Below are 474 nucleotides of genomic sequence, written 5' to 3' on the forward strand. Positions count from 1 at the left end.
TTTCCATGTACCACAGGTTATCTTGTCACCAAACCATTGATGTCCCATTTCGTGGGCAATCAGTTGTCGGTTAAATCCGCCCATAAAAGAAACGGTAGTATGTTCCATTCCGCCACCCCAGCCAAACTGTGCGTGACCGTATTTCTCATTGTGGAATGGGTAAATTTCAAATAGATTTTCATACAAGTCCAAAATCAAAGGCGTTACATCCAATTGCGACTGAACCGTTGCAAAACTTTCCGGATATATATAGTTTATGATTGGATAAGTGTTTGGTACTGTTCCGCCTGTTTGATTGTAAACAGTATAGTTACCAACCGCCATAGCAATTAAATATGCAGGGATAGGATAACCATGATGGAAATGAGTTGTTTTATTAGTGCCTGAAATTACAGGAGCAGTAGTTTCAATACCATTTGAAACCGCAACATATTGTGATGGAGCTGTAATATATACATCAATGCTGTCTACTTT

The 474-nt window shown here is 39.0% G+C and carries 1 protein-coding gene; it reads right to left on the reverse strand.

Going from position 1 to position 474, the window contains the following annotated elements; all coding sequences use genetic code 11:
• Positions 1 to 474, reverse strand: a 474-nt coding sequence (locus tag VG566_RS20400) for a hypothetical protein (protein ID WP_423172728.1), incomplete at both ends; no start/stop codon positions are given.

It is taken from the genome of Stenotrophomonas sp. CASM114 (genome assembly GCF_049384325.1).
GTDB classification, from domain to species: domain Bacteria; phylum Pseudomonadota; class Gammaproteobacteria; order Xanthomonadales; family Xanthomonadaceae; genus Stenotrophomonas; species Stenotrophomonas muris.